General features: G+C 41.2%; 20 protein-coding genes. 12 read left to right on the forward strand and 8 right to left on the reverse strand.

Annotated features, from left to right (window positions below):
* Window positions 1-85: 85 nt before the first annotated feature.
* Entirely contained in the window at window positions 86-2,410 is a 2,325-nt protein-coding gene (locus DWW91_RS24660) for a GH92 family glycosyl hydrolase (protein WP_122329216.1), read from the forward strand.
* A 104-nt stretch (window positions 2,411-2,514) separates the two neighbouring features.
* Here the strand turns inward: DWW91_RS24660 and DWW91_RS24665 are convergent, their stop codons facing one another.
* Window positions 2,515-3,915, reverse strand: coding sequence for a C1 family peptidase (locus tag DWW91_RS24665; RefSeq protein ID WP_122329217.1), 1,401 nt, complete (start codon window positions 3,913-3,915; stop codon window positions 2,515-2,517).
* A 393-nt stretch (window positions 3,916-4,308) separates the two neighbouring features.
* On the opposite strand from DWW91_RS24665, the gene DWW91_RS24670 reads away from it, so the two are divergent.
* The 8 genes from DWW91_RS24670 to DWW91_RS24705 all read left to right on the forward strand — a co-directional run bounded on the left by DWW91_RS24670 (window position 4,309) and on the right by DWW91_RS24705 (window position 10,868).
* The gene (locus DWW91_RS24670; RefSeq protein WP_147426568.1) at window positions 4,309-4,725 is read left to right on the forward strand and encodes a hypothetical protein; all 417 of its coding nucleotides are present in this window, start codon (window positions 4,309-4,311) and stop codon (window positions 4,723-4,725) included.
* A gap of 176 nt (window positions 4,726-4,901) precedes the next feature.
* A complete protein-coding gene (locus tag DWW91_RS24675; protein ID WP_122329219.1) occupies window positions 4,902-6,047 on the forward strand; it encodes a 6-bladed beta-propeller in 1,146 nt (381 codons plus the stop codon).
* Window positions 6,044-6,652: a hypothetical protein gene (locus DWW91_RS24680; RefSeq protein WP_122329220.1), complete on the forward strand. Its 609-nt coding sequence runs from the start codon at window positions 6,044-6,046 to the stop codon at window positions 6,650-6,652. Before DWW91_RS24675 ends, DWW91_RS24680 begins: the two co-directional genes overlap by 4 nt.
* Complete coding sequence (locus DWW91_RS24685) at window positions 6,645-7,973, forward strand: hypothetical protein (protein WP_122329221.1); 1,329 nt, start codon at window positions 6,645-6,647, stop codon at window positions 7,971-7,973. The genes DWW91_RS24680 and DWW91_RS24685 overlap by 8 nt, the downstream gene beginning before the upstream one ends.
* A 5-nt stretch (window positions 7,974-7,978) precedes the next feature.
* On the forward strand, window positions 7,979-8,830 hold the full coding sequence (lepB, locus tag DWW91_RS24690) for a signal peptidase I (RefSeq protein WP_122329222.1): 852 nt from the start codon (window positions 7,979-7,981) through the stop codon (window positions 8,828-8,830).
* Between the two features lie 198 nt (window positions 8,831-9,028).
* Window positions 9,029-9,997, forward strand: a complete 969-nt coding sequence (locus DWW91_RS24695) for an alpha/beta hydrolase (protein WP_122329223.1) — start codon at window positions 9,029-9,031, stop codon at window positions 9,995-9,997.
* Between the two features lie 2 nt (window positions 9,998-9,999).
* Window positions 10,000-10,278, forward strand: coding sequence for a DUF2089 family protein (locus tag DWW91_RS24700; protein ID WP_007654224.1), 279 nt, complete (start codon window positions 10,000-10,002; stop codon window positions 10,276-10,278).
* Between the two features lie 2 nt (window positions 10,279-10,280).
* Window positions 10,281-10,868 (forward strand): YIP1 family protein, encoded by a 588-nt coding sequence (locus DWW91_RS24705; protein ID WP_122329224.1) that lies wholly within the window; start codon window positions 10,281-10,283, stop codon window positions 10,866-10,868.
* An 85-nt stretch (window positions 10,869-10,953) separates the two neighbouring features.
* On the opposite strand, the gene DWW91_RS24710 is transcribed toward DWW91_RS24705, so the two are convergent.
* The 7 genes from DWW91_RS24710 to DWW91_RS24740 all read right to left on the reverse strand — a co-directional run bounded on the left by DWW91_RS24710 (window position 10,954) and on the right by DWW91_RS24740 (window position 18,633).
* Complete coding sequence (locus DWW91_RS24710) at window positions 10,954-12,108, reverse strand: acyltransferase (RefSeq protein WP_010800500.1); 1,155 nt, start codon at window positions 12,106-12,108, stop codon at window positions 10,954-10,956.
* Between the two features lie 112 nt (window positions 12,109-12,220).
* Window positions 12,221-12,784 (reverse strand): Crp/Fnr family transcriptional regulator, encoded by a 564-nt coding sequence (locus DWW91_RS24715; protein WP_122329225.1) that lies wholly within the window; start codon window positions 12,782-12,784, stop codon window positions 12,221-12,223.
* An 88-nt stretch (window positions 12,785-12,872) separates the two neighbouring features.
* The gene (locus DWW91_RS24720) at window positions 12,873-13,523 is read right to left on the reverse strand and encodes an HAD family hydrolase (protein WP_046147919.1); all 651 of its coding nucleotides are present in this window, start codon (window positions 13,521-13,523) and stop codon (window positions 12,873-12,875) included.
* Between the two features lie 467 nt (window positions 13,524-13,990).
* Complete coding sequence (locus DWW91_RS24725) at window positions 13,991-15,106, reverse strand: carbohydrate-binding family 9-like protein (protein ID WP_122329226.1); 1,116 nt, start codon at window positions 15,104-15,106, stop codon at window positions 13,991-13,993.
* A gap of 21 nt (window positions 15,107-15,127) precedes the next feature.
* Window positions 15,128-16,300, reverse strand: coding sequence for a serine hydrolase (locus DWW91_RS24730; protein ID WP_122329227.1), 1,173 nt, complete (start codon window positions 16,298-16,300; stop codon window positions 15,128-15,130).
* Window positions 16,301-16,825: a gamma carbonic anhydrase family protein gene (locus DWW91_RS24735; RefSeq protein ID WP_007654214.1), complete on the reverse strand. Its 525-nt coding sequence runs from the start codon at window positions 16,823-16,825 to the stop codon at window positions 16,301-16,303. It abuts the gene before it with no gap.
* Window positions 16,826-16,845: 20 nt separating this feature from the next.
* On the reverse strand, window positions 16,846-18,633 hold the full coding sequence (locus DWW91_RS24740) for an aminopeptidase P family protein (RefSeq protein WP_122329228.1): 1,788 nt from the start codon (window positions 18,631-18,633) through the stop codon (window positions 16,846-16,848).
* A 479-nt stretch (window positions 18,634-19,112) separates the two neighbouring features.
* Here DWW91_RS24740 and DWW91_RS24745 point away from each other — a divergent pair, with 479 nt between their 5' ends.
* Genes DWW91_RS24745 through mtnA form a run of 3 tightly spaced genes read left to right on the forward strand, consistent with a single transcriptional unit; the run spans window position 19,113 to window position 21,938 of the window.
* Window positions 19,113-19,967, forward strand: coding sequence for a hypothetical protein (locus DWW91_RS24745; RefSeq protein ID WP_044215225.1), 855 nt, complete (start codon window positions 19,113-19,115; stop codon window positions 19,965-19,967).
* Between the two features lie 39 nt (window positions 19,968-20,006).
* A complete protein-coding gene (locus DWW91_RS24750) occupies window positions 20,007-20,885 on the forward strand; it encodes a hypothetical protein (RefSeq protein WP_122329229.1) in 879 nt (292 codons plus the stop codon).
* Window positions 20,886-20,891: 6 nt separating this feature from the next.
* On the forward strand, window positions 20,892-21,938 hold the full coding sequence (mtnA, locus tag DWW91_RS24755; RefSeq protein WP_122329238.1) for an S-methyl-5-thioribose-1-phosphate isomerase: 1,047 nt from the start codon (window positions 20,892-20,894) through the stop codon (window positions 21,936-21,938).
* Window positions 21,939-22,270: the final 332 nt, after the last annotated feature.

The following is a 22,270-nucleotide window of genomic DNA, read 5'->3' on the forward strand; positions in this document are numbered from 1 at the left end:
TGTCTCATATGTAGGTTTGCAGAATGGAAAAGTTCGAGGTGTAGTCCTAATATTCTTAATTTTATTCTTATCAATCGATAGCATTATGAAAAAAAAGATTAGTTTGTGTTTATTGGTTCTTGGTGCAATTTATATTTCCTGTGGCTCAGTGAAAGACCGGTCGGAGGAGCAACAGGCCCTTTCTTCTTATGTAAACCCTTTTATCGGGGCATCCACCAGTATGGATGCCGGAGGTTCTTATCATGGTCTGGGGAAGACTTTTCCCGGGGCAACGGCACCGTTCGGTATGGTACAGGTCAGTCCGAATACGATTACCGGAGGGGATAATGGTTCCGGGTATAGTGACGAACATACTTCTATCGAAGGTTTTGCTTTTACACAAATGAGCGGGATTGGCTGGTATGGCGATCTGGGAAACCTGCTGGTTATGCCCACGGTAGGAAAACTGCATACGTTTTCGGGTGCATCGGACGATCCGGATAAGGGATACCGGTCCCGGTACGACAAGTCTTCGGAAGAAGCATCTGCCGGTTATTACGCTGTGATGCTGACGGATTATCAGATAAAAGCGGAGGCAACGGCACTTCCCCATAGTGGAATGTTGCGTTTTACATTTCCTGAAAGTAAAGAATCGCGTATCCAGATAGACCTGGCGAGAAGGGTGGGGGGAACTTCCACCTGGCAAGCCGTCGAAGTGATCAATGACCATACGATCCGCGGAGAGATGAAATGTCCTCCTGAAGGCGGCGGTTGGGGGAATGGCGACGGTAAAGCAGATTATACTGTCTATTTCTATGCCGAGTTCTCGAGACCGTTCCGGTCACATGGCGTATGGTCGGCCGATATACCGGATGACTGGACGCGCAAACGTGGAGATATAGAGAGCGAACGCTATCAGGAAGTAGTGAGGAATGCCCGGATCATTCCGGACGTGACTTCTTATGTAGGCAAACATCTTGGATTCTATGCTGACTTTGAGACGGAAACCGGAGATCAGATTCTGATGAAAAGCGGTATCTCTTTTACCAGTATGAGGAATGCGGAAGAGAACCTGCATTCGGAAATGAATGCGTGGGATTTTGATGCAACACTGGCATCCTGCCGGCAGTTATGGAATGACGCACTTTCCAAAATATCCGTGTCTGGCGGGACAGAGGATGAAAAGCATATCTTTTATACAGCCCTTTATCACACGATGGTCGATCCTCGTGTTTGCAGTGATGTAAACGGAGAGTATATGGGAGCGGATAAACAGGTACATGTAACAGACCAGTTTTCTAAACGGACGATCTTTAGCGGCTGGGATGTTTTCCGGAGCCAAATGCCTTTGCAGACGATTATTAATCCGACCCTGATCAATGACCAGATTAATTCGTTGGTTGAGATTGCGGACCAGAGCGGAAATAACTATCTGGAACGTTGGGAGTTGCTGAATGCCTATTCCGGCTGTATGCTGGGAAATCCGGCTATCTCCGTGTTGTGTGACGCTTATTCTAAAGGAATCCGTTCGTATGATATAGACAAGGCTTATCAGTATGCTTTGAATACATCCCGGATGTTTGGAAATAATGAGAACGGATATACACCGGGTTCCATTTCCCATACATTAGAATATGCTTACAACGACTGGTGTATGGCCCGTTTGGCCGAATGGCTAGGGAAAGAGGCGGATAAGGATGTTTTTGATCGTAGGGCAGGAACTTATACGACCCTGTACGATCCGGATTACGGATGGTTTCGTCCCCGTAATGAAAAAGGGGAATATTTGCCGTTGCCGGAACAGGGAAGACTGGCCGAAGGATATGGCTGTGTGGAAAGTAATGCCTACCAGCAAGGCTGGTTTGTACCTCATGATGTGGAAGGTATGATCAAACTGATGGGCGGACGGGAAAAGGTGCTGGCCGATCTGACGGATATGTTTGAACAAACACCAGCCAACTATTTATGGAATCAATATTATAATCATGCCAACGAGCCGGTACATCACGTGCCATTCCTGTTCAACCGCCTGGGTGCTCCGGAGCTTACACAGAAATGGACGCGGGATATTTGCCGGAATGCTTATAAAAATTCGGTGCTGGGATTGGTCGGTAATGAAGATGTCGGCCAGATGTCTGCCTGGTATGTGTTGGCGGCTAGTGGATTACATCCTGTTTGTCCGGGCGATCAGCGGTATGAACTGACGAGTCCGGTGTTTGAGAAGGTTGTCTTCAATCTGGACCCGGACTATGCTGAGGGAAAGACTTTCGTGATTGAAGCTCACAATAATAGCCCTGAAAATATATATATCCAGCAGGCAACTCTAAATGGAAAGCCTTACGATAAATGTTATCTGATGCATGCCGACCTGATGAAGGGAGGAACTTTGGTATTGCAGATGGGAGCAAAGCCTTCGGATTGGGGGAAATAGATGATCCATCGTTTCACCATTCGATGGGTATAAAGCGTAGATAAAACAAAAGCGGTAGACACAGTCTGCCGCTTTTGTTTTATCTGCATTCTTCAATATGACGATTAATTTTCGTCAGCAAACATCGGGTCCCAGGCCGGAAGACGGGTCGGTGTTTGTTTGAGGACGTCTTTTACTTTGTCGGTGATATATTTCTTATCGACTACCAGACGGAACATATATTCGTTGAACCATTCGTCGGTCATGATCAAATGTCCGTTGTTTGCACCCGGTCCCCAACTGTTTTCAACCATCCATTTTTTCGGTTGGCCGTTGCTGTCCAGGTCCACTGCCATTAAGGTCATGGCATGCGACGAACCGCTGGCAAATGTCTGGATGCGTTGTTTCTTATCCATACCGAAAGTGGTGCCCATCAGTGAGCCGTAATCGTAATAGTTCACGTCCAGCAGACCACGTTCACGATCGAAGAATTTACCCACGTCGCAAGAGAAGTACATCATGGTGCTGTCTTTGATAGAGGCGATAGCCATTTCCTTGATGTCCTCTATCGGCAGGTTAACGTATGTCCAGTTCTTGCCGTCATAACGGTGGCGGTCGAAGTCGATTTCATATAACTTATAGTATTCGCGGCTTGGATCGTTCATCAACATGACATAATTGTTTGTCAGGTCTTTGCCGATATATTCATCGAAGAATGACTGGGGCGTGTATTCTTTCGTTTCAACCGGATTGCCTTTGGCGTCTTTGCGTGTCCAGGTAAATTTCGTAGGCGGTTCACCCAGGTTGAGGACCAGCATCCGGTAAATAGTTCCCAGCATTTCGGTTTTATTCTTTTCCAGTGCGGCTACTTTAGCCCCTTTGGCTGACTGGTCGCGTAGTTGCAGGCCAAATTCTTTCAGTTTGAGACCGATCAGGTTTGCCATTCTTCCGGTACTCTCGCTACTGTTGGTTTCTACCATTACGTCGGAGGGAACAACGCCGTATTTTCCCAGGATATCGGATATTCCGGTAAACTGTCCTCCGTCGCTGAGCGGATTTTTAAATAACCATTCCACCATCTTGTCATCCATCGGTTTTTCCCGGGTATCGATGATGCCTTGCAGGAAAAGGTTTGCTTTTTCAAGTTGGTCCCAGAAGAAAGAATAGTTTTGTGAGAACTGGAAATCTCCCATATCATATTTAGCGATTGCCTGTGCACGGAATACATTCAGTCCGGTAAACAACCAGCAACGTCCGGAAGATTTCTGGTTGGTGATGCCTTTACCGTTTACTTTATGAGAAAAGTAAGTGTCGAAATTGTTTTTGCTTTCAGCGTTTACAGCCAGTTTGTTGATGTCGTTATTACTGATCGCATTATGAATTGCTTTATCAGTCGGTGTTCCTTTGTAAGATTGTTTGATCTGTTGCAGCATCTCCGCGGAAATACCTCCGTCGGCTTGCTGTCCGTAGGCGGATAACGCGATACCCAAGGCCAGGGTGGTTATCCATAGGTTGTTTCGTTTCATGATATAGTTCGTTTATGTTATGTATTTAATCTGTTGCAAAGATAAGGGATACAAATTGGAATGGCTAAAATATGGGAAAAGAAAAATAACATCTGCTTTTTCTGATAACTTTGATAAATTTTGTTGTTTTTGAATGTTTGTTTGAAAATAATATTACCAATGCTGTAGAATGTCATATTTTGGTAGTGTCGGAATTTGATACACTAATATCTGCTATAATCGTTTACTTAAGTAGTCGGTTTGTATAGTTCGATCCCTGTTTATTGTGATAGTTTTTGCAACGAGTGTTAATTTTAAAATATATATTAAAGAAATAAGTGTTTTTATCAAAATTAGTATTTATATTTGATGGATGTCTTGAAAAACAAAATATTAATACTTAAATGTAATACTATGAAAGCAAGTTATTTGGTAGGAGGAATTACATTGTTAGCAACAATGACCCTCAATTTTAATCACATTGCTAATAATTATGGTCTGGATGGTCTAAATTCTTTGCATCAGTTAATTTGGGCGCAAAGTTCGAGTGGAGGTGGTAGTTCATCTTCTGGTGGAGGTGGATCTTCTTCAGGAGGAGGTAGCTCTTCTTCTAGTGGAGGTGGCTCATCTTCTGACCAGGATAAGGCTGAGTCGAAAATCAAAAAAACGCGAGATACCGAAGAAGGTCGAGATTGCCTGGATGGAGTATATGATGATGTTAAAATCTTTAGAGTCACAACTGTGACGTGTGAAGGTAGGGGACAGACTTCATGCACTCCTTCTACATCAACGGCAAATGTCCATGAAAAACGACCTTGTATACATAAATAATAATAAAAGAGGCTGTATCAAAAGTCACTTGCTTGTTATCCTTCACTTGCCTTGGGGGCATATATCGCTTTAATGTACAATTATTAGTGTGAGTTGGTGGATTTTCACTATGACCAAACTGACTTTTGGGGGTACTTTTTAACAAGGCACAGCCTCTTATTATACTTTTATAGGAAATGATTAAATCTTCTTTTTTTAATTATTCAATTCTCATCTTTTCTTTGTTTATTATTAGTTGCTGTAAAGCTGAAATAAAGCAGAATGATTCTGACTCAGTATATATAACTTTCAATGATAAAGAAAAGATTGATTTGGATGAAAGGTATGCGACTTTTATTGACACTATTAGATTGGAAACAAATGATAATTCCTTACTTAGGTATATAGATCGTATCTGTGTTGATGAGGACATGTACTTCATTTTTGACGGGTCTTTATCTAAAATTGTCATTTTTGATAAAGAAGGAAACTATGTAAACCAAATAAGTAAAATAGGCCAAGGTCCGGGAGAATATGCCCAACTATCCGATTTTTATGTCGATACGAAAGAAAAACAAATCGTATTGCTTTGTAATCGACCTGAAAAAATAATGTTCTTTAATTATGAAGGTAAATTTGTGAAGGAAAAATATTTTAACATATTATATAGGAATATAGCTTCAGATAGCGAGTATATATATGTAGATAATCCATTTCATCCGGAATTAGAAAACTCACAAGTAATAGTTTTAAATAAGAAAGGAAATGTTGTTTCTTATCAGTTACCATTATTGCCGGATCCGGGTATAAATTTGATGGCACCAGGAAATTGCTTTACAAAAAATTCATATATTCACTATGTTCGACGTTTTGATAATTCGATATATGAAATTAAAAATGGGATTGTCCGTCAGAAATATAATATAGATTTTAAGCAACACAATCTTCCAGAAAATATATTTGATGAGATTGAAACCCCCGATCAATTACATGAATTAGCACAGGAGAAGAGATATATCTATTGTTTATTTGATATATCAGATGGTGAAAAATATATGCTTATAAATACAAATATTGGAATTTATCTTATTGATAAGGAAATGAGTGAGATACAGAAAATAGATTATATTAAAAACCCACTTCTTCCTACAGATACAAAACATAATTTTCCCCTTGATAATACTAATGGAATTTTCGCGTGTGTTTACTCTTCATATATGTTTGATACACAAAAAGAATGGATACTTAATGGCAAGTCTAAGTTGAATGAAGAGCAACGGAAATTCGTGTTGAGTGTAAAAGAGGAAGATAATCCAATGCTGTTTTTATATCAATTGAAATGAAAAAAAATATTTATATATGTATCAGTGTTTTGAATATTGTAATAGCTTTTTTATTAGGTTATTTTATTCAAAGATCAATATTTAGAGATAACACATCACGTTTTGACGATTATGATGGTTTATTGGATCAGGTCATGGATGATCAGATTTTATCCTATAAGAATGAAACCCTATGTATCAATGATAATGGATTTATTTCAGGAGAAAATATTCAAGAAATTCCAATAGGCGATTTGAATATATCTACACATACATTGATACTTCGCTATTCTATGTCAAATTGTACAGATTGCATTAAGTATATTTTGGATGTTATGAAAAATAACACTCATTTGCTTAATGCTGTTGATGTTAATATCTTTGGGAATTTTCAATATGCAAGAGATGCTTATGTATATAAAAAAGTAAATAATTTGTCTTTTAATGTATATTGTGTAAAAGACTCTATTTTGCCTCTTGATGAGATAAATACTCCTTATCTTTTTCTTTTAAATAAAGACCATAAAGTTTCTCATGTGTTTATACCTCGGAAAGAAATGCATCAGAGCACATTAAATTATTTGAATGTGATAAATGAATTTGCAAAAATGAAATCTAATGATTAATACGGGTAAAAATATACTATTAACTTCGCCTTTTCAATATTGTCTTTTGATTATTCTCACTGTATTGGTTTATTATCCAATTGTTTATAATGATTTTATTTTTTTATGGGACGATCAATGGCAAGTGTTCTGTGCTACAACAGAAGACGGATTTAATTGGAATAATATGAAAGCGATATTTATGAATCCTTTTCATAGCCAATATTTTCCGGTGAATCAATTCTTTTATATGTTGATTTTTTCAATCACAGATAATTATAATCCTTTGGTATTTCATCTTTTTTCTTTATTTGTACATATAATTAATGTATTACTTGTTTATATGTTGTTTATTCGCTTTTTTCGTTTGAGTGGCCGGATACGAAAAGAAAGGATGAATATTATTGCATTTATAACTGCTTTGTTGTTCGCTGTTCATCCCTTAAATGTAGAATCTGTTGCTTGGATTAGCGCGTCTAAGATTTTGATTTATGTTGTGTTCTATTTACTTGGTTTGTACAGCTATACAATATATATCGAAAAGAAAAAACTGATATTTTATTGTTTTACTTTATTATTTTTTCTATTGTCCTTTGGTGGGAAAGAACAAGCAGTTGTTTTTCCTATATCTTTATTCTTAATAGACTGGTTACTAAATAGAAATTTTAAGGAATCGGATCTTTGGATTGAAAAATCTCCTTTTATTTTAGTGGCTATTTTATTGGGGGTGATAACACTGTATGTTTCATATGGTGGATTCTCTTTAGGTAGTAAGGATTATTCAATGTGGGAGCGTATTGTTTTTTGTTGTTATAGTTTTTTTGAGTATTTGTTCAAGTGGCTTTTTCCTGTAAAGTTATTATATTTATACCCATTTCCTTTTTTGCCCGGTGAAACAATGCCTATGTGGCTTTATATCTATCCTATATTTTTTATTGTTATTATTGTTTCATTTCGTAAGTTATTGGTAAGCCATTGGTCACTAATCTTTGGATTGCTATTTTTTGTAATTAATATTTTTATGACTTTGCATATTATACCAATGCCACGTTTTGCTATTGTTGCAGATAGATATATTTATCTTTCATCTGTAGGTCTGTCTTTTATTATGGCATTTTATTTAGTTGAAATATATTATAAATTGAAAAATAAGTTTATAATCTGTTTTGTGTTTAGTGTATATATAGTTTGTTTGGGTGTTTATGCAAATTCCCGAACAAGAGTTTGGTATGACTCTGATACATTGAAAAAAGATGTTCGGGAATTTTTGGAAAATAGAAGAAAACAGTCCAATACTTTATCCTCCACTGAAATAGGTCTCTGGAATAAAAATTTAAGTTAATCTAAATGAATGCGAGAAGTAAATACAAATCAAGGCTTTATATGCTGACGGGAATTTTACTGTTTTCCATATTAATACGTGTTTTTGTTGGTCAGCCTTGCTTTATTCCTTCTTCCAGTATGGAAAATACTATTTACGAAGGAGATTATGTATGGATGTCTAAATTATCGTATGGCGCAATACTCCCTAAATGTTTTGCAGATATTCCTTTACTGAATATTTTTACATGGAATAATTTTTTGAGAGAAGTAGATGAAAAAAATGATTGGGGATATCATCGAATGGTAGGATTAAAAAGACCTTCTATATACGATATTGCTGTTTTTAACTCGGATAGTAATCCCAGGTTATTAATTGTAAAACGAATAGTTGGACTTCCTGGAGACACGGTTGCTATTGTAAATGGTAATCTCCAAGTAAATGGACAATTTTTGAAACAACCTCCCAAAGTAAAAAGAACTAAATATGATGAACCTGTTAGTTTTCCTCACAATACATTATGGACTAATCATAATTATGGACCTATAGTGATACCTTCAGCAGGAGTAAAAATAAATTTGGATAAGGACAATTATTCATGGGTAAAATGGGTTGCAGAAAGAGAAGGAAATCTAATTTTTTTTGATGGTAATTGTTTCTATTGTAATGGCGAAAAGGTCAGTTGTTATCAATATAAAGAAAATTATTATTTTGTTTTAGGTGACAATCGAAAGAATTCTTTAGATAGTCGTTATAATGGTTTTGTATCGGAGTCTAATTTGGAAGGTACAATAAATTATATTCTGTTTTCAGTAGATAGAGAAGCTTTTCTAGGATTTAGTTTTAGAATTGGGCGATTATTAAAAAAAATACAATAATGAAGAGGTTTTGTTATTTTGAACTAATGGTTCTAACCTTATTAGTTCTACAATCGATAAATGGATAGACTATATGTAGGTGGATACTGTTTGGTGTGAATTATTTTCATGTGTTGTTGAATAAAATTCACCTGTTGCTTAATAATGTTCAATATTATTTGTATATTTGCTCAAATAAGTTATTTAAAGAGCAATAATATGAAACAGGTAAAATTATTATTCAGCATTATCTTCTCTTTTATTACCGTTGTTTGTTTCGGGCAGTTGATGCCGCTGGCCGATGAGGCGGTAACCCTGAATACTCAAAACGGAGCCATTCATGGAAAAATACTTCTTCCCCCGGGAATGAAATCTTCTCCTGTAGTCTTGTTGATTGCCGGATCAGGACCGACCGATATGGATGGTAATTCTGCGATCGGACAGATGACGAATAATTCTTTAAAGTATCTGGCCGAAGATCTGGCAGAGCAGGGCATAGCTTCTTTACGTTTCGATAAACGGGGAATAGCATCCAGTGCACCGGCAGGAAAGAAAGAGTCTGACCTACGTTTTGAGGATTATGTCAACGATGTGAAAGGCTGGATCGATTATCTGGGAAAGGATTCACGTTTTACCGGTATTACGGTGATCGGCCATAGTGAAGGTTCGTTGATCGGGATGCTGGCATGCCGTAATAATCCGAAAGTAAAGGCTTTTGTTTCTTTGGCTGGGGCGGGAAGACCGGCTTATGAGATAATAGAAAAACAGCTTTCGTCCCAACCTGAATCTGTCAGGAATATGGTCGCTTCTATCAATGATTCGTTGAAGCAGGGTAAATTAGTCCCGAATGTACCGTTCGGTATGGAGGCTTTGTTCAGGCAATCGGTCCAACCCTATATGATATCATGGTATAAATATAATCCCCAACAGGTAATAAAGGAGTTGAAAATTCCAGTGTTGATCGTACAAGGGAAAAATGATATACAGGTTCTGGTGGAAGATGCGGAGTTGTTGAAGAAAGCGGCTCCTTCTGCAACACTTCTTTTGATAGAAAAGATGAATCATGTACTGAAAGATTGTGATACGACTGATCCTCAAAAACAGATGGGGGTGTATGCAAATCCTTCTTTACCGGTTAATGCCACTTTGATTTCGTCGCTGAGTTCGTTTATTAAAGAGAAAAAGTGATTATGGGAGAAGTCAGAAAACGTTTGCCGTTGCAGTGTCCTGCCTGTGATTCCCCTCTGAGAGTGGGGAGGTTGTTTTGCGGGCAATGCGACACGGAGGTTTGCGGAAACTTTGAACTGCCTCTTTTGGCACGGTTGACCGAGAAAGAACAACAGTTTATCGTTGATTTTATTAAGTCAAGCGGAAGCCTGAAAGACATGGCGAAGAGTATGGGGGTGAGTTATCCTACCGTCAGGAATGTACTGGATGATCTGATTGATAAATTAAATAAGATAGAGTAGTTATGAAAAAACAGTGGTTAAATTTTCTTGTTAATCCGTTTGAATGGATTGCCGGAGGACAAGCGTTAGGGTGGGGATTATTAGGAATGGTAGTTTCTACAGTTATATGTTATCTTTCCGGCTGGCATTATCACGGATTGTTACATTTTGGTCCGGCACCTAATCCGGCCTGGTGGTGTTATGCGGTGGAACATTTGGTTGTCTGGATAGTCCCGGCTGTGTTGTTTTATCTGGGTGGATTGATTCTGTCACGTTCACGGATAAGGGTGATCGATGTCTTGGGGACTGTTGCTTTTGCCCAGTTACCTTTTATCTTTATGAATTTATTCAATATGCTGCCTCCGATGCAAAACCTGGCGAAGATCGATATGAATGTGCCGCCGATGGAGCTAATGGCTCAACCCGGTTTCCTGGTCGGGATATGGCTGTCGTTGATCGGTATGATATTTTTGGTGTGGGCATTGGTATGGATGTTCAAGGCTTTGAAAGTGTCCTGTAATCTGAAAGGATATCCGTTAGGTATTCTTTATTGTGTGGCTGTGTTTGGCGGAGATATTCTTTGCCGGTATCTGATTGGTTTATGTTATTAATATATTGCAGACACGGACTTTACGGTTCTTGTATAAAGAGTTATCCGTAAATCCGCGTCTGTATTATAATTAATGTATAGAATACTTATTTCTTAGCCAGGAACTTTTTGCTTAACCATTTTCTTACCGGTTCGTCATATAGTTTCAGGCACAGATAAGCCACAACTATATTTAAGGTAAGAACACCCAGAACCATTTGCCAGGTTTCTCCGAGAGTGAAAAGCTGCTTGTCGATCAACCAGGCATAGAACAGGTACATGAACGGATAGTGTATGATATAAAGCGGGAAAGAGATATCCCCTAAAAATTTACAAATCTTCGTAGACTTTATATCCGTAGTCGTTCCCGATGCTCCCAACCAAATAAGGATAGGGAAAACGATGATGATACAAAACGATTCGTAAAGTCCGTTTATGCAAATCGGGTCGGTTCCTTCCAGATAAGGAACTGAGAACAATCCCAGTAATATAATTGAACAAATCCAAAAAGCGCCTCTAATCTTTATGGGTTTGAAGTTACGGGATAAGAGCATACCCATGGAGAAAGGGAAAAGCATTCGTAACAATCCGCCGATAAAGTTCACGCCATCCAGTGTCCAACCCACTCCGATATTACCGTATCCGGAAACATTGAGGGAAGCGAACGCAGCCAGTGCCACACCCATCAAAAAGACGACTACAGTCAATGCTTTGGTGGATAATCGGCGAATAAACAAGGCATAAAGAATATTACCGATATACTCGAAGAATAATGACCAGCTGGGACCGTTCAACGGAAACATTTCGCCATTCCCTCTGACATCGTAACTGGCTCCCGGTATGGCGGGTATGAAAAACAGGGAGCAAAGTAAAGATAACATAACTGTGGAGATAGCCACATGTGTTCCGTCCCATTTTACACTGCCTTGAATAAGGAAAGTGATAAGACCCAGAACCGCTCCCATGATAACCATCGGATGCAGACGGATTAAACGGCGTTTAAAGAAATCTTTCAGGGTTAAACTCTTTGCCCAACGGTCGTCGTAAGCATAGCCGATAACGAAACCGGATAGGATAAAAAAGAAATCCACAGCCAGATAGCCATGGTTGATACCTCCGATGGTATCGCTGCCTCCGGCAAAAGCGTAGCCTTCGTACACATGATACCATACGACTAAAAGGGCCGCAACCCCTCTTAATCCGTCAAGAAGGTCGTAATGAGGTTTAGTGTCTGTAAATGCAGCGGAAGAAATGTTTTGCATGATAAAATTTATAATTTAGATTATTATTGTAAGCTGTTGCCTATGACGCCCCAAAATTAGAGAACTTCTGTTTCCTAACATTTGTCCTACGTCAAATTTTGCCGGGGAAAGATTATTTCTGAGCTCTGAGACGGCTGAGCGTCGACAGCGTTATTCCCAGATATGAAGCGATATATCCCAGTTGTGCCCGCTGGCAAACCAGAGGAAACTGCTGTTTAAATTCTTCGTATCTATCTTTGGCTGATAATGTAAGGTGTTCTTTATGTGAACGGTGCAATCGTCTGTATTCGTTTTGATGAATGACTCTTCCCCAATTGGCTAATTCAATATTTGTCTCAAACAGCCGTAATAATTCGGTCAGTGATATTCTATAGGCAACAACGTCTTCAAGTGTTTCCACAAATTCTTCACTGGGTTTGTTATAGTATAATTCGTCCATGCTGAATACAATTCCCCCCTCGTCAGAAAAGGAGGTCGTTATTTCTTCCCCGTTTACCAGCCAGAAAGAGCGGGTCATTCCTTTCTCTATGAAATAGGCTGATTTGCAAAACATATCTGCCTTTATCAACTGATATTTTTTAGGGAAATGGCATAAAGTCACATTTTCTTTCAATATTCGTATCGTATCATCAGAAATGGGGTACGAAGAGTTTATCTTTTCTATAACATTCATCATAAGGCAAATCCTAAATTGCTTTCCTTCATATGCAAAAGTAAGAGGAAAACACCGAAAACGTGAATAAAATCGGAAGAATAATGCAAAACTACAGAAGTAATCTGCGGAGTGCCGGAATATCTTCTGCTATGTAATCCGCTCCGGCTTCCGATAGTTCTTTGTAATCTCCGAATCCGTATAAAACGCCGATAGAATCTATACCTGTGTTTTTGGCACCGATGATATCGTGTTTCCTGTCGCCGATCATGACGACTGAATCTCGGTTCGTTATATTGTTTTCCTCTAATATATAGTTGATTACATCCGTTTTGGTATGAAGCGAACCATCCAGGCCACTTCCTGCGACGAAAGAAAAATAACTGCTTAATTCAAAATAATCCAGAATGCGTCTGGCGAATATTTCCGGTTTGGATGTGGCCAGTATGACGGTTTTGCCGTTTTGTCGGACTTGTGCCAGTAATTCTTTAATTCCCGGATATAACTCATTTTCCAGAATACCCTTGACAGCATACCTTTCTCTGTATTTGGCAACGGCGATGGTTGCCTGTTCATCGGTAAAATTGTAAAAGTCTTTGAATGAATCCATCAAAGGAGGACCGATGAACGGTGATAATTCGCGTAAATCGTTTACCTGAATGCCAAAATGGTTCAGTGCATATTCAACGCAACGGGTAATCCCGCTTTCCGAATCGGTAATTGTACCGTCGAGGTCAAAAAGGAGGTATTTGTATTGTTTCATTTGTTATCATATTTGAATGTTACTTTTCTCTTGATAGAAAAGTAACCAAAAGATCAAGGCTACATCTGCCTCGCGACTCAGCCTCCTGCGTTCGCTGTCGTCTGTGAACTCGCTTCGCTCAAACAGCACAGCCTCCGGGCGCTCACTCCGGATGCTTCGCTTTACGCTCACCAGATGAGGCCTTTCAGAGGAAGCGGAGCTTCCTTTTAGGGTTGCCGATTCCGACCTTCTATAACAGACTGATACCTATTAACAGACAGTATTGGCAATCCTAAAAGAACGCTTTGCGTTCTTGTCAAGGCCTAAGCGGGTGAACGTCCGCGAAGGGGAAAGACGAAGCGTTCGGAGCATCTGCTGTTTGAGCGTAGCGAGTTCAGAGGCGACAGCGTAGTCTTTCACCGTAGCAGTGAAGCCGGTTAAGCCTTGATCTTTTGGCTACTTTTCCATCAAGGGAAAAGTAGGTTCAATTATTTCTTGGAAGCCCAAACCAATCCGTCCTGCCGGATATGCCATACATTACCGTCTGTTCCGGGCAATGTGATTTCATACATGGAAGGCGTATTGAACAGTTTGATCTGTTTGGCCTGTTCTGCCGGGCATAATTCTTCCGGTTTGAGGGCGGCTACAGATGGTGCATATTCGCCGAAGGTAGCAGCATATTCGTTCTGACGGTAATACAGGTTACGCAGAAGCCATTTAACTTCATCATTCGGGTCTGTTACGAATGGTGTTTCGCCGGTTCCGGCCACTTTATCGGATATCTGTACGAATCCCCAGTATTCCGGCATATGAATATTGATTACCCCTGTCGGAGCCCATACCCAGTTGTATTCACGAATCTTATCTTCGCCTTTGATAGGGACTTTTACGTATTTTCCGTCCTGTATATCCGTTGTCCATTCCACACGTGAGAAGTTCGTACGGATATGTTCGCCGGGTACAGGTTTTTCTTTTCCTCTTGCCACCTGATAGATGGAAGACCAAGGGATGAAAACTTCCACGCTCCATGATTTGTCTGTATCTTTCGGGTTGTTCAAAGTCCCGTCTACATGAACGGCCGATTTCATACCGGCAAACTCCCAGTTGTTCAGGACTTGCGGATTATCCCGGTAAGGTTTGCTCAGATACAGATCCCATTCCGTACCCAGTGAGTTTACTTCATATTCCAGATAGTTATGCGTATCGTTTGTCGGATTGAGGAATATTTCAAAATCGTTATCCTGGTAGATTACGGCATCGTGTTCCGTGATGGTGCCCCATACATGCGGTTCTTCCATCAGAACGGCGAAGTACATACCGTTATCATCATAAGTCATTTTTGCCCGTGTTTGCAGAAGTGGTTTAGGACGTTTGTCTCCTTCGATATCGACAAAGTCGGTAGTCCAGGGAATCGCATCCCATTCTTCGGGAGAGAGTTTGCCGTCTATCTTGATCGGAGCCGGAGCCTTGTAACATACATACGTCGGAGGATTGTAAGCAGCCTGCGGCGTGTAAGTGATCTCTTTCCCTTTCTCCTGTGGCGCTTCTGCACAAGAAAGGAGTAACAATGCTGCGATTGGCGCAGTTAAAACTGTTTTCTTCATTTGTTGTTTAATTTAGTATGTTTATTCTGATTTATTCTGATTTTCAGTTGATTCCTGTATCATTTCCACCGCTGCTCCCAACCATGTATCGATATCATCCGGATAATGTTGGGCGGAACGTGTATCACTGCGTTTATGCCCCAGGCGTACGACGACGGCATTCAGTTCCGGAATGGCAAAAACATATTGGCCGAGAATTCCCCGCATATAAGGAATTTCCATGCCTTTATAGGTAAGATGCCAGAACTGGAAACCGTAACAGTGGTTTGTCTCATTATACTCTTTGAAGGTCAGGCTGGTGTCGGGTGTTGTCGCTTCCGTTATATAGGATTCGGAAACCAGTTGCCTGCCGTTCCAGCTGCCTTTGTTTAAGATTAGTTGTCCGAAACGGGCGAAGTCGCGGGCATTACTGTTGAAACAGCAATATGCTTTTTCGATACCCTCTTTTTTATCCAGGCTCCAGAGCGCATCTTCTTCCGCATTCATTGGAGTCCATAATTTTCTTGAAACGTACGAACTGATGTTTTCTCCGGTCGCTTTTTCTACAATGAGGGAAAGTAGTTGTGTCACCCCGCTCTGGTAGATAAAGTTAACGCCCGGCTCTTCCGTTTCTTTCATGCCTAAAGCGATCTTTTCCAGGTCATCCCCGTAATACAATTTCGTGGTAGGCGAGAAAGGGGAGGAGTAGGCTTCGTCGAAATCCACACCGGCACTCATTGTCAGCAGATGACGGAGGGTCAGCACTTTTCCATTGTATCCCTGAAATTCCGGATAGAAATCGCTGACCGGTTGATCTACGTTTTTGATGAATCCGTCGTCAATAGCACATCCTATAGCTAGCGAAACAATGCTTTTGGCCATGGAAAACGAGTTACTGTGCGATTTAGGGGAATAATCTTCCCAGTATTGTTCGAAAAGTAAAGAACTGTCTTTGATAATGACAAAAGCGACCGTTCCCAGTTCATCAAATACCGGCAGGTATTTTTCGGGGATGGAGAGTTTGTTGTAGTCCTCAGACTGTATCCATGCTTGTGGAGCTCCTGCTTCTATGGTCCGGTTTTCAAAGATCGGATACTGGTCGATCTTCGGGAGCAGATGAATCAGCGCACGACGCAGATAATAATTGGAGGGCAATACCAGATAGCCTCCGATACAACATAGAGCCAGCAGTATTGCCCAACCTGTTTTTTTCATTTATTCCGAATCTTCTTTATACCAGCTTGAATACATGTGGTAGTTTTTAGCAATCTTCTGATTTATCTCTTTCGCCTGTTCCGGGTCTACTTTCTTTACGAACTTAGCCGGTACGCCGGCATAGATACTGCCCGGTTCGACAATCGTCTTGCTCAGTACGACTGAACCGGCAGCTACGATCGCTCCTTCACCGATCACGGCATGATCGAGGACAACCGATCCCATTCCGATCAGGGCGCCGTTGCATATCTTAGCTCCGTGTATGGTAACGTTGTGTCCCACCGAAACGTCATCGCCAATCTCTATGGTTGACTTTTCATATAATGTATGCAGTACGGAACCATCCTGTATGTTGACACCGTTTCCGATGCGGATCGAGTTTACGTCACCGCGGAGGACAGTCCCGAACCAGATGCTGCAACCGTCTCCAATTTCGACATCGCCGATAATTGCGGCGTTGTCTGCTAAAAATGTGTCTTTACCGATCTTCGGGGTAAAACCTCTTACTGATTTTATTATTGCCATGTTTATATAATTGTAATTCTTCAGATTTCTGCTGTTTTCTCTTTTAACCAGGCTTTTTCATCTTCATTCAGATGAGGGCTTAACAAGTCGTATACCATTTGGTGGTATTTGTTGATCCATGCGTGTTCTCTCACTGACAACATGGGGACAACAATCAGTTTGGTGTCGATGTAGCATAAAGTCAGTGTGTCGAATCCGTAAAATTTGCCATATTCCGTTTCACTGTCTTCGCGGACCAGAACCATATTCTCTGTCCGAATACCATATTCGCCTGTCCGGTACATGGCAGGTTCATCACTGATTACCATGCCGGGTTTCAGTGGGACGGGGTTTGCTTCCATACGGATACTCTGCGGGCCTTCGTGTACATTCAGGCAATGACCGATTCCGTGTCCCGTTCCGTGCAGGTAATTAATACCTGCGTCCCATAATGCTTTGCGGGCCAGGATATCCAACTGAACACCTTTTGCTCCGGCCGGGAATTTGCATTTGGCAATCCCGATCGTGCCTTTCAGCACACGGGTAAAATCTTTTTTCATCTGTTCGGTCGGTTCACCCAGGGCTATTGTACGGGTGATGTCGGTCGTTCCGTCCAGATACTGGGCACCGGAGTCCATCAGAAGCATACTGTCTGCTTTTATTTCCACATCGGTCTCGGGCGTGGCGGCATAATGCACGATGGCTCCGTGGGCGGCGTATCCGCAGATGGTCTCAAAACTATCCATGATGTATTGCGGCTGTTCTGCACGTAAAGCCGTCAGCATGGCTGATGCGCTGAGTTCTGTTACTTTTTCTCCTGCAGCTAATTTCTTTTCCAGCCAGATGTAGAAACGGGTCAGGGCAATACCGTCTTTTATCACAGCATTGCGGAATCCTTTTATTTCTGTTTCGTTCTTGATACTTTTCAGGTGGTTGGCGGGAGTGATGCCTTCGATGATCGTGCAACCTTTGGGAAGGGCGTTGTACAATGATATATTTGTTTTTGCCGGGTCGATGAATACGCGGCTGTTTTCCGGAAGCCGGGACAGGTATTTCTGTATCATCGTGTAGTCGGCCAGTATAACCCCCTCTTTTTTCAGGTTTTCAGCAGACTCTGCCGTTATCTTTTTAGGATCGATAAAAAGCACACTTTCATCTTCCGAGACAAACGCATAACTGATTACCACCGGATTGTAAGCGACGTCTGTTCCGCGTATGTTAAATGTCCAGGCCACTTCGTCAAGAGCAGCGAGGATCAAGCTGTCGGCTCCTTCCTTGCGAAGCCTGTTATTTAATTCATCCAGTTTTTCGCGGACGGATTTTCCACTTAACTCGACAGGCATTTCAAACAGCGGATTACCTGGGATGGCAGGTCGGTCTTTCCAGACCAGATCGATCAGATCGCAGGATGTTTCCAGTTTGATCTCTTTCCGGCGCAGGGCCTTTTCAAGTATTGCCGTTTCAGCTACGCTGTATGTCTGTCCGTCGGTTCCGACGGTTTGTCCGCTTTCCAGTTCATGAAGCAGAAACTCCTGGATTGTCGGAGTTTCCGGCAAAGCCATTTTATATAGTTCGATACCTGAACCTTCCAGTTGGATACCGGCCTGCAGGAAATACCGAGAGTCTGTCCATAACCCGGCTTTATCGGCTGTTACGACCACTGTTCCGGCAGAACCGTCAAAACCGGATATCCATTCGCGTGATTTCCAACGGTTGGCAGGGTATTCGCTCAGATGCGGGTCTGAACTGGGGATGATGTAAGCATCTATATTCTTTTCTTTCATTGCCTCTCTAAGCGCGGCAATACGTTCCGGAATGTTTGTTTTCATCGCATTATTGTTTAGTCAACGTTACTATTCGCAAAGTTAAGAAAATATCGGGAAAACCATTTTCTTCACCTGGAAAATACCGGAACATTGTGATCCTGTTTAAATATCATCGTTATGTCTGTCTGAATTTTTGCCGATGAAATTGTTTGCCGATAATTATGGGCAAACTTGTCGACAATTGTAGGTAATCTTATCGATAATTATGCGCAAGCTTGCCGATAGTTATCAACAAACAAAAATGTAACGGAAAAAAATTGAAACGATAAGAAGGATTGTGTCTGTGGTAAGTATAATTTAGACATATGAAGTAGGGGTTTTTTATTGATGGAATGTCTTAAATATACCAGGATGTCATTAAAACAGGCAACTTCGGTAAGCTAATACGGAAAAGTGCGGGTCGCATTCGTTTAAAGCTGGAAACGTTGAAGATTTTAAATAAAAAAGAATATATTTGTTGGACTTTACTTAATCGGATGATCATGAAAAGAATGTTGTTTGTTTTGAGTGTAGTGGCTCTGCTTTGCATGAGTTCATGTTCTTCTTACTATTATTCAGTATTGGAGTCGAATGATGCAGTCGGAGAGAAAAATGACGATAAAGATTTTGTCATAGAAAATGACAGTGTGTGCATATCTTACTGTTTTTATGGTGAAGATGCGCCTATATCTATCACGGTATATAATAAGATGGATGAGCCTCTGTTTGTTGACTGGCAACGTTCTGCATTGATCATTGACGACGTTGCAACCAGCTATTACCAGGAGAATGCCCCGATACAGGGACAAACCGAATCTTCTTCATATGGTGACAGTTTCAGTTGGAGCAGAAGATATAGTTCGACAGACGCTTATTCTAGCGGCTCATTTGCCGGTCAGATAGCTTTGCCTAAAGGTGTCAGTTTTATTCCTCCCAGGTCAAAGGTGGAATCTACTCCTTTGAGGCTTACGAATTTTCCGTTCGACCGTATACCCAAAGGGGCATATACGACACAGAAATTTGCCAAGTCCAATTCAGATGTGGTAAATGTGAAAGTGAAGAAGTTTACGGAGGATGATAGTCCTTTGTCTTTCAGGAGTTATCTGAGTTTATATACGGCTAATCCGGAGAACGGAGGGAAAAACTATTCTTCTTATGAAAGTAGTTTCTATGTTGCACAGCTGATCAAGACGGGGAATGTGCCGCCAGCTTCTTTTGATGCCGGGAAAAAGCAGGCCGGAGACTTTTTCTATGTGCATAAGGTAAAAGGCGCTGATGCCGGAATTATCGTAGGTGCCGTAGCCATTGGTGCTGCCGGTATTGTAATAGAGTCGACGCTGACACCTGATCACTATTGATAGCGGTAGGAAATGAGGATAATATAAAAATGGAAGGTTATGAAGAAGTGGATGTTTTTGGTTTGTTTGTCCGGGATGTTGTTGAGTCTGAGTAGTTGTTCTTCTTATTACTATTCGACGCTTGCTTCTAATGACCGGTCGGGTCGTTATGATGTCAATAAAGATTTTGTGATCGATAACGATAGTGTGTGTATCATCTATAACTTTCATGGAGAGGATGGTCCGGTATTGGTGACGGTTCAAAACAAAATGGATGAACCTCTGTTTGTGGACTGGCAGCGTTCGGCTTTGATTGTTAACGGTAAGGCAACCAGCTATTATAAAGATGCCATTCCTGTCGAAGGGGTCACGGAGTCTTCTTCGTACGGAAGTTCGTATAACTGGGACCGGCAATATGGTTCGGTGAGTAGCCGTTCGCGTGGCAGTTTCTCCGGAGAGATACAGCTTCCGAAAGGAGTGGAGTTTATACCTCCTTGTGCTCAGATAGAATCCTCCAATCTTACATTAGATAAATTAGTATTTGATATAGTATCACGTGAAGATTTGACCGATCAGCCGTTTGAAAAGGCAAACGGTGGCCGGACAAACTTGAAGATGAAGACTTTCAGTGAGAGAAACAGTCCTTTACGTTTCAGAAGTTATCTGGCGCTTTTTACCGGGGGAGAAAACGGAGTGGAACGTCATTATTCTTATTATGAAACGTCTTTTTATTTGTCGGAGTTGATAAAAGCCGGAAATGTGGTCCCTTCCAGCTTTCAGGCCTGGAGAAATGAAGAAGGAAACTTTTTTTATAACTGCGATTATCGGAGCAGACGTACCGGATTGATCTGGGGATCTGTTGCTCTTGGTGTTGCCGGGCTTACTACTGTTATATTACTGGCAACGAAAACTCCTTCGCTTGATATGCCTCATTTTTAAATGACAATGAAGAATATTACAGATCTGAAAACCGTCCGTCTCAGCGACGACCAGAATGCAGTCGTGATTCTGGACCAGACCCGGTTACCGGCTGAAGAATGTTATTTGGAACTTACTTCGGCTGAGGATATCTGGGATGCAATTTATAAATTGAAAGTACGCGGGGCACCTGCGATCGGTGTTGCTGCGGCCTATGGTATATATGTTTGTAGCAGGCAGATCGAGGTCGGCTCATTCGATGAATTCTATACGGCGTTTCGTCAGGTTAAAGAATATCTGGCGGGATCGCGGCCTACGGCTGTCAATCTGGTCGCAGCTTTGAACCGGATGGAAAAGGTCGTATTGGAAAATGCTTCGGAAACAGTACCGGCTTTGGTTGAACTATTACATAAGGAATCACTGGCTATCCGTGAGGAAGATGCGGTTGCCTGCCGGCGTATCGGGGAACATTGCCTGTCATTGTTGCGTCCGGGGATGGGGATTTTGACCCATTGCAATGCAGGTCATCTGGCTGTATCTGAATATGGGACGGCATTGGCTCCGGTTTACCTGGGAGAAGAGAGAGGATATGGTTTTAAAGTTTTTGCCGATGAAACCCGCCCGCTGCTCCAGGGAGCTCGCCTGACGGCATACGAGTTGAACAGAGCCGGGGTGGATGTCACGCTTATTTGCGATAATATGGCTTCGTCTGTTATGCAGAAGGGTTGGGTACAGGCGGTCATTGTCGGTTGTGACAGGATCGCTGCCAATGGCGATATCGCTAATAAGATCGGGACTTCGGGCGTTGCTATACTTGCCCGGCATTATGGCATTCCTTTTTATGTTTTGGGACCTACTTCTACGATTGATATGCAATGTCCCGATGGTAAATCCATTGTTATTGAAGAGCGGGATCCTGCTGAAGTAACAGAAATGTGGTATATGCATCGTATGGCTCCGAAAGATGTAAAAATATTTAACCCGGCTTTTGATGTAACACCTAACGAATTAATTACTGCAATTATTACGGAAAAAGGAATTTTCAATCCGGCGAATGGAGGATTTGAGTCATAGTGGATAAATCGGTATGACACTAAGTGGGATAGCTGCATTTTCAGGGGCTCCAAAAGTCGTTATGCAGTTATCTACTTGCTTTGTATTCAATGTTTTGTGGTGTTTTGTTAAGTGATAGAAATAGAGTAGAAAAAGATATTGATTTTTTCTTGTATCCAAGGAAAAAGATTGTTTATCTAGAATTAGAAGACATGTAAGCCTGCAATTGAATTTAATAAAAGTAACCTATTTAAATGGTAGCATTTTAATCCGCTCTGTGTGGTCCGGATGAGGGTATTGTTGATAATTAAGCCTTGAAATTCTTCTTGTTTATAGTTCTGCCAGAACTATGT

It is taken from the genome of Parabacteroides sp. AF17-3 (genome assembly GCF_003635445.1).
Classification (GTDB): Bacteria; Bacteroidota; Bacteroidia; order Bacteroidales; family Tannerellaceae; genus Parabacteroides; species Parabacteroides goldsteinii.

Coding starts and splice junctions, on each gene's coding strand:
- DWW91_RS24660 (WP_122329216.1), top strand. CDS start 86: ATGAAAAAAAAGATTAGTTTGTGTTTATTGGTTCTTGGTGCAATTTAT.
- DWW91_RS24665 (WP_122329217.1), bottom strand. CDS start 3,915: ATGAAACGAAACAACCTATGGATAACCACCCTGGCCTTGGGTATCGCG.
- DWW91_RS24670 (WP_147426568.1), top strand. CDS start 4,309: ATGAAAGCAAGTTATTTGGTAGGAGGAATTACATTGTTAGCAACAATG.
- DWW91_RS24675 (WP_122329219.1), top strand. CDS start 4,902: ATGATTAAATCTTCTTTTTTTAATTATTCAATTCTCATCTTTTCTTTG.
- DWW91_RS24680 (WP_122329220.1), top strand. CDS start 6,044: ATGAAAAAAAATATTTATATATGTATCAGTGTTTTGAATATTGTAATA.
- DWW91_RS24685 (WP_122329221.1), top strand. CDS start 6,645: ATGATTAATACGGGTAAAAATATACTATTAACTTCGCCTTTTCAATAT.
- lepB (WP_122329222.1), top strand. CDS start 7,979: ATGAATGCGAGAAGTAAATACAAATCAAGGCTTTATATGCTGACGGGA.
- DWW91_RS24695 (WP_122329223.1), top strand. CDS start 9,029: ATGAAACAGGTAAAATTATTATTCAGCATTATCTTCTCTTTTATTACC.
- DWW91_RS24700 (WP_007654224.1), top strand. CDS start 10,000: ATGGGAGAAGTCAGAAAACGTTTGCCGTTGCAGTGTCCTGCCTGTGAT.
- DWW91_RS24705 (WP_122329224.1), top strand. CDS start 10,281: ATGAAAAAACAGTGGTTAAATTTTCTTGTTAATCCGTTTGAATGGATT.
- DWW91_RS24710 (WP_010800500.1), bottom strand. CDS start 12,108: ATGCAAAACATTTCTTCCGCTGCATTTACAGACACTAAACCTCATTAC.
- DWW91_RS24715 (WP_122329225.1), bottom strand. CDS start 12,784: ATGATGAATGTTATAGAAAAGATAAACTCTTCGTACCCCATTTCTGAT.
- DWW91_RS24720 (WP_046147919.1), bottom strand. CDS start 13,523: ATGAAACAATACAAATACCTCCTTTTTGACCTCGACGGTACAATTACC.
- DWW91_RS24725 (WP_122329226.1), bottom strand. CDS start 15,106: ATGAAGAAAACAGTTTTAACTGCGCCAATCGCAGCATTGTTACTCCTT.
- DWW91_RS24730 (WP_122329227.1), bottom strand. CDS start 16,300: ATGAAAAAAACAGGTTGGGCAATACTGCTGGCTCTATGTTGTATCGGA.
- DWW91_RS24735 (WP_007654214.1), bottom strand. CDS start 16,825: ATGGCAATAATAAAATCAGTAAGAGGTTTTACCCCGAAGATCGGTAAA.
- DWW91_RS24740 (WP_122329228.1), bottom strand. CDS start 18,633: ATGAAAACAAACATTCCGGAACGTATTGCCGCGCTTAGAGAGGCAATG.
- DWW91_RS24745 (WP_044215225.1), top strand. CDS start 19,113: ATGAAAAGAATGTTGTTTGTTTTGAGTGTAGTGGCTCTGCTTTGCATG.
- DWW91_RS24750 (WP_122329229.1), top strand. CDS start 20,007: ATGAAGAAGTGGATGTTTTTGGTTTGTTTGTCCGGGATGTTGTTGAGT.
- mtnA (WP_122329238.1), top strand. CDS start 20,892: ATGAAGAATATTACAGATCTGAAAACCGTCCGTCTCAGCGACGACCAG.